The organism is Cellulomonas sp. NPDC089187, from assembly GCF_040685135.1.
In the GTDB taxonomy this organism is placed as follows: Bacteria; Actinomycetota; Actinomycetes; order Actinomycetales; family Cellulomonadaceae; genus Cellulomonas.
This window is the reverse complement of record NZ_JBFBHI010000001.1, coordinates 885,206-891,858: the sequence shown is the minus strand read 5'-3', so window position 1 is coordinate 891,858 and position 6,653 is coordinate 885,206. Positions and strand designations below refer to the sequence as shown.

At 70.1% G+C, this 6,653-nt stretch carries 4 protein-coding genes; all 4 read right to left on the bottom strand.

Annotated features, from left to right (window positions below; translation table 11 throughout):
- Window positions 1-154: 154 nt before the first annotated feature.
- Window positions 155-2,332 (bottom strand): 1,4-alpha-glucan branching protein GlgB, encoded by a 2,178-nt coding sequence (glgB, locus tag AB0N78_RS04220; RefSeq protein WP_363386185.1) that lies wholly within the window; start codon window positions 2,330-2,332, stop codon window positions 155-157.
- 330 nt (window positions 2,333-2,662) lie between these two features.
- Complete coding sequence (locus tag AB0N78_RS04215; protein ID WP_363386183.1) at window positions 2,663-3,256, bottom strand: SGNH/GDSL hydrolase family protein; 594 nt, start codon at window positions 3,254-3,256, stop codon at window positions 2,663-2,665.
- Between the two features lie 55 nt (window positions 3,257-3,311).
- On the bottom strand, window positions 3,312-4,919 hold the full coding sequence (locus AB0N78_RS04210) for an aminoglycoside phosphotransferase (protein WP_363386181.1): 1,608 nt from the start codon (window positions 4,917-4,919) through the stop codon (window positions 3,312-3,314).
- Window positions 4,919-6,583 (bottom strand): maltose alpha-D-glucosyltransferase, encoded by a 1,665-nt coding sequence (treS, locus tag AB0N78_RS04205; RefSeq protein WP_363386243.1) that lies wholly within the window; start codon window positions 6,581-6,583, stop codon window positions 4,919-4,921. Before treS ends, AB0N78_RS04210 begins: the two co-directional genes overlap by 1 nt.
- Window positions 6,584-6,653 lie beyond the last annotated feature (70 nt).

The window sequence follows — 6,653 nt, the reverse complement described above, 5'->3', positions numbered from 1 at the left end:
GCCCGTGAGCCCGTGAGCCCGTGAGCCCGTGAGCCCGTGAGCCCGTGAGCCCGTGAGCCCGTGAGCCCGTGAGCCCGTGAGCCCGTGAGCCCGTGAGCCCGTGAGGTGTCGGTCGAGGGCCTGCGCGTAGACGCGCGCTCTGCGCTTGGGGCGGTCAGGCGGGTGTGAGGAACAGTGCGCCGAGGGGCGGAACGCGCAGCATCGCGGAGAATGCGCGACCGTGGTGGGGCTCGGGACGGGCGTCGACGCGTCCGAGGTTTCCTACGCCGGAGCCGCCGTACTCGTGTGCGTCCGTGTTGAGGGCTTCGGTCCACGCTCCACCCTGGGGAAGAGCGAGGCGGTAGTTCTCGTGCGGGACGCCGGAGAAGTTGATGACGACCGCGACGACATCACCGCGGTCGTCCCGGCGGAGGAACGCCAGCACGTTGTGGTCGGCGTCGTTGGCGTCGATCCATTCGAAGCCCTGCGGGCTGTGGTCGAGCGCCCAGAGGGCAGGGTGGCGGCGGTACAAGCCATTGAGGTCGCGGACGAGCGACTGTACGCCGCGGTGCTCGAGATGATCGAGGAGGTACCAGTCGAGGGAACGGGATTCGGCCCACTCCGTGCCCTGGGAGAACTCGGTCCCCATGAACAGCAGTTGCTTGCCGGGGTGCGACCACTGATAGGCCAGCAGAGAGCGGACGCCGGCACGCTGTTGCCAATCGTCCCCGGGCATCTTGCGCATGATCGAGCCCTTGCCGTGCACCACTTCATCGTGGGATAGCGGCAGGACGAACTGTTCGGAGAAGGCATACACCAGGGAGAACGTTGCCTCGTGGTGGTGGTACCGGCGGTTGATCGGCTGCTCGGCCAGGTAGCGGAGCGTGTCGTTCATCCAGCCCATGTTCCATTTGAGCCCGAACCCGAGCCCGCCCTGGTCGGTAGGTGCGGTGACACCGGGCCAGGCGGTCGACTCCTCGGCGATCATCATGATGCCGGGTGTACGCCGGTAGGCGGTGGCGTTGGCTTCTTGGAGGAAGGCGATGGCCTCGAGATTCTCGCGTCCGCCGTGCACGTTGGGGCGCCACTGCCCGGGCTCCCGGGAGTAGTCGAGGTAGAGCATGGACGCCACCGCATCCACCCGGAGCCCGTCGGCGTGGAACTCCTCCAGCCAGTACGTCGCGTTCGCGACCAGGAAGTTGCGCACCTCGTTGCGGCCGAAGTCGAAGACGTAGGTGCCCCAGTCGAGTTGCTCGCCGCGCATGGGGTCCGGGTGCTCGTACAGGGGAGTGCCGTCGAACCGGGCCAGCGCCCACTCGTCCTTCGGAAAGTGAGCCGGGACCCAGTCGATGATGACGCCGATGCCGGCTTGGTGCAGGGCATCGATGAGGTAGCGGAAGTCGTCGGGGTGGCCAAACCGTGAGGTCGGCGCGTAGTACGAGGTGACCTGGTAGCCCCACGACCCACCGAAGGGATGCTCGGCGACCGGGAGGAACTCGACGTGAGTGAAACCGAGTTCGACCACGTACTCGGTGAGCTGAGTCGCGAGATCGCGGTAGGACAGTCCCTTGCGCCACGAACCGAGGTGGACCTCGTAGATGCTGATCGGACCGGAGTGCGGGTCGGTGGCGGACCGGCGGGCGATCCAGTCGTCGTCGGACCAGGTGTGTGCGGACTCGACCACGACGGAGGCCGTCGCGGGTGGGACCTCGGTGCCCTTGGCCAGGGGATCGGCTTTCTGACGGAACTGACCGTCCGGCCCGACGACCTCGAACTTGTAGCGGGCACCGGCGACCACACCGGGGATGAACAACTCCCACACCCCTGAGCTCCCGAGCGAACGCATCGCGTGGGCTGCACCCTGCCAGTGGTTGAAGTCGCCGACCACCCGGACCGCGCGGGCGTGCGGGGCCCAGACCGCGAAGGCGGTGCCCTCGACCGGGCCGAGCTCACCGGGGTAGTGCTTCACGTTGGCACCGAGCACCTGCCACAGCTGCTCGTGTCGACCTTCTGAGATCAGGTGACGGTCGAGCTCCCCTACGGTGGGCAGGAACCGGTAGGGGTCGTCGACTGTGCTGGTGTCCGAGCCGTAGGTGACCTCGACCCGGTAGTCGAGGACCTCGGTCTCCGGCAGCACAGCGGTCCAGATGCCGTCCTGCTCGTGCTCGGCGGCGGTGCGGCCATGGGGGGTGACGATCACCACCGCATCCGCCAGCGGGCGGAGCGTCCTGACCACGACGCCGTTGGGTGTGCGATGCGGCCCCAGCACCGAATGCGGCTCGTGGTGGAGGCCACCCGCGACAGCACGCAGGGTGTCCGGGTCGACGGTGACGGGCGATGCTCCGCGGTCCATACACCCACCCAACCACCACCGGGGCATTCGCGCAGCGACATGGACTGGTGAATGACCCGGCGTGGCGGCAAGAACCCAGACCCGTCGAGGGGGATCGTGCGGCGAGTCCCGGCGAGTCCCGGCGAGTCCCGGCGAGTCCCGGCGAGTCCCGGCGAGTCCCGGCCAGTCCCGGCCAGTCCTCGTGAGTTCGGCCAGTCCGGTTCGACCCGGCGCGTCCCGCCCGGTCTGGTGCGATCTAGCCAGTCCGGCCAGTCCGCCCAGCCCCGGTGAACGGGAACGGGCAGCGGGCAATCGTGGCGAGCGGATGAGTCTCCGCGCGCCGGTGAGCGGTCAGCTGAGGGTGGGGCCGACCGTGCGCCACCAGAGGTCGGCGATGCGCTGGTGTCCGTCGGGAGTCGGATGCACTCCGTCGGCGGCGAGTGCGGGGCAGCCGTGCTCGATGGCGGCAGCGGCCAGCGCGTGATGGGTTGGCACGAGGATCGCTCCGTGGTCGTCGGCGATGCGGTGGACGGCATCGACCTTCGCGGCGAGGTCCTCGTCCCACCAGCGGGTCTGCTCGTCGGTGACCGGGAGGACGAACGGCTCCATGAGGACGACGACGGTCCGGGGGTCGAGGCTGGTGATCAGGGCGCGGTAGTGGCGTTCGAAGTCGGCGATCGGGGTGAGCTGGTCGGAGTCGTAGCGGCGCCAGGTGTCGTTGATGCCGATCATGAGACTGACGACATCGGGCTTGTCGGCCAGGACATCGGTGGACCAGCGGGCGGCGACATCGGTCACGCGGCTGGCGTCCACCCCGACGTTGCGGACGGTGTGCCCGGCCAGCGGTCCTTCGGCGAGGCGTCGGACGTAGCCGTGGCCGAGCGCATCGGGGTCGTGGCGGCGTCCGCAGTCGGTGACGCTGTCTCCGGCGAAGACGATCTGCATGGCTGTCAGCATGGTGGGCGGTGACCGCCGGTGGCAAAGCGCCCGGCGGGGTAGGTCAGTCCAGCAGGCGCTCGATGCCGTGGAGCGGGATGGGCAGCCAGCTCGGGCGGTTGCGGGACTCGTAGACCGCCTCGTACAGGGCCTTGTCGAGTTCCAGGGCGCGGAGCAGGACGGCGGCGAGGGCCGGATCGAGTGCGGGGGACTGCGCGCTGTAGCCGGACCAGAACGCGTCACGTGCCACCCGGGTCCAGGCGTCCGGCGCGTGGCCGATGGCGGCGGCATAGTCGAAGGAGCGCAGCATGCCGGCCGCGTCCCGCAGCGGCTGGTCGGGTCGGGTGCGCTCGGAGACCGGTCGCAGCGGTTCCCCCTCGAAGTCCAGGACGTACCAGGTGCCGTCGCCGCGGAGCACCTGCCCGAGGTGCAGGTCGCCGTGGACGCGTTGACGGCGGGGTAGGTCGTGCAGGATGCGGACCCGGTCGGCGAGGTCATGGACCCTGTCGTGGTGCACGGCGAGCTCCGGGACGATCTCGGCGGCCCAGGCGAAGCGTTCGGTGAGCGACTCGGCCAGGTCGCGGGCGGCGGGACAGCCCCGCGCGGGGTGTGAGGTGCCGTCCACGGAGCCGGGCGGGGCGTCGGGGTCGGGCGGCGTGTCAGCCCCGGGTAGCGCCTCTGGGTTGGGCTGCGCCTCGGGGTCGGGCCGGGTGTCAGGGTTGGGCTGCGTGTCCGGGTTCGGCTGCGCCTCCTGGGTGGCCTGTGCCTCCGGGCCGGGGCGCGCGTGGGAGTCGGGCTGTGCTTCCGGGTCGGGGAGCACGTCGGGGACGGGCAGCGCCTCGGCCAGGGCGGTGTGCATCTGGGCGATCACCTCACCCAGCTCGCGTGCGAGGTCGGCGAAGGAGTCGCCGCGGGTCGCGAGCGCGCAGGCGAGTTCGAATCCGTCCTGGGCCCCCGGGACGAAGGCGCTGAGCACCTCCAGGTGGCCGTGCACCACACCGTGGCGGTCCGGCCAGTGGGCGGACATCCACGCCAGGGGGCGGGGCACGTGATCCCAGCCGACGCGGGCCAGCGCGCGGGGGACGTCGACGTCCGGGTTCTCTCCCTCGGACAGGCCGCGGAAGACCTTGAGCATGGCGGTGCGTCCCTCGGGGCCGGCACCGGGGAGGATCACCGAGGTGTTGGACTGCTCACCGGAGATGACGCGTGGATCACCGAGCGCTTCGGGGCGGATCGAGGTGGCGGGATCGACCTCGGCGTCGGCGAGCCAGGCGCGCAGGAAGGCGGGATCGCCGGCGCCGTCGCGCACCGCGGTGCCGTCCGGGAGCACACCGATCAGGGCGGTGTCGGCCTGTGGCTCTGTCGCCTTGGGCTCGGGTGGTGCGGTCGGTGCCGGTGCGGCTGACGGGGTCGAGGCGCGCGGCGCGGCGGGGCTGGGGCGCAGGGTGAGCGGCACTTGGAGCACGGACTCCCCGCGGCCGGATTCGACGCGCAACAGCAGGACGCGGACCTCCGCTTCACCCTGTGGATCGACCAGGGTGGTGCCACCGACCGCGGAGACATGAGCGTCGGTGCCTTTGGCCGGGAACCAGCGCCGGTGCGGCAGCCAGGGGCCGAGCAGGGTGGCCAGCGCATCGTCGCGCGGCTCGTGGGTGACCTGTCGGTCAGTCATCACTCCACCGCCAGCCAGTAGAAGTCGCGTGACCCGAGGGTCAGGATGACCGTGCCGTCATCGGACACGGTGGGGAAGTCGCCGCCACCAAAGACGTCGCGCAGGGTGTGGCCGGCCAGGGCGGGGGCGCTCAGGGTGGCGGAGCGGGCGGTGGCGGCAAGGTTCGCGACCACCAGCAGCGTGTGCTCATCGTCACTGCGGGTGAAGGCGAGCACGGCCTCGTTGTCGCTGGCGACGGCGCGATAGTCGCCCAGCCCGAGGGCACGGTGACGGCGGCGAACGGCGAGCATGCCGCGGACCCAGTGCAACAGGGAGGTGGTCTGGGCGAGCTGCGCCTCAACGTTGACGTTGTTGTAGTGGTGCACCAGCGACTGGATGACCGGCAGATGAAGTTTGCCGGGGTCGGCGGTGGAGAAGCCGGAGTTGCGGTCGGGGGTCCACTGCATGGGGGTGCGGACGGCGTCGCGGTCAGGCAGCCAGATGTTGTCGCCCATGCCGATCTCGTCGCCGTAGTACAGGCACGGGCTGCCGGGCAGGGACAGCAGTAGCGCGTGGGCCAGCTCGATCTCTTTGCGGGAGTTGTCGAGCAGCGGGGCCAGTCGCCGCCGGATGCCGATGTTGGCGCGCATTCGGGAGTCGGGGGCGTACCAGCCGTACATCGAGGCGCGTTCCTCGGTGGAGACCATCTCCAGCGTGAGTTCGTCGTGATTACGCAGGAAGGTGCTCCACTGCGCGCCGGCGGGGATGGTGGGCGTGTCGGCGAGGATGTCGACGATGGCGGTGGCCCGCTGGTCGCGCAGGGCGTAGAAGATCCGCGGCATCACGGGGAAGTGGAAGCACATGTGGCATTCCGGCTCGTCCTCGGTGCCGAAGTACTCGACCACGTCCTCGGGCCACTGATTCGCCTCGGCGAGCATGATCCGACCGGGGAATTCGGCGTCGATGGTGGCGCGCAACCGGCGCAGGAACTGGTGGGTCTCCGGCAGGTTCTCGCCGTTGGTGCCGTCCCGCTCGAAGAGGTAGGGCACCGCGTCGAGTCGGAAGCCGTCCACCCCGAGCCGGAGCCAGAACCGCGCGACGTCGATCATCGCCTCAGCCACCCGCGGGTTGTCGAAGTTCAGGTCGGGTTGGTGGCTGAAGAACCGGTGCCAGAAGTACTGCCGTCGCACCGGGTCGAAGGTCCAGTTGGAGGACTCGGTGTCGACAAAGATGATCCGGGCGTCCGGGTAGCGGGTGTTGTCATCGCTCCAGACGTAGAAGTCGCCGTAGGGGCCCTCCGGGTCGGAGCGGGAGGCCTGGAACCACGGGTGTTGGTCGCTGGTGTGGTTCATCACCAGGTCGACCACCACGCGCATGCCCCGGTCGTGGGCGGCCTGCACCAGCACGGTGAAATCCTCGGTGCTGCCGTACTGCGGCGCGACAGCGGTGAAATCCGCGACGTCGTATCCACCGTCCCGCAGCGGGGAGGGGTAGAACGGCGGCAGCCACAGGCAGTCGACGCCCAGCCATTGCAGGTAGTCGAGCCGGTCGGTCAACCCGCGCAGGTCACCCGCCCCGGCACCGGAGGAGTCGGAGAACGAGCGGATCATCACCTCGTAGAACACGGCGGTGCGGTACCACTGCGGGTCATCGGCGAGTCCGGAGGGCTGTGGGCGCTCGGGCACCTCGGGTTGGCGACGCGGGGGCAGCGCGTGTTCGGCGGGCGGCACCGGCACACCGCCCGTCCCGCCCGCC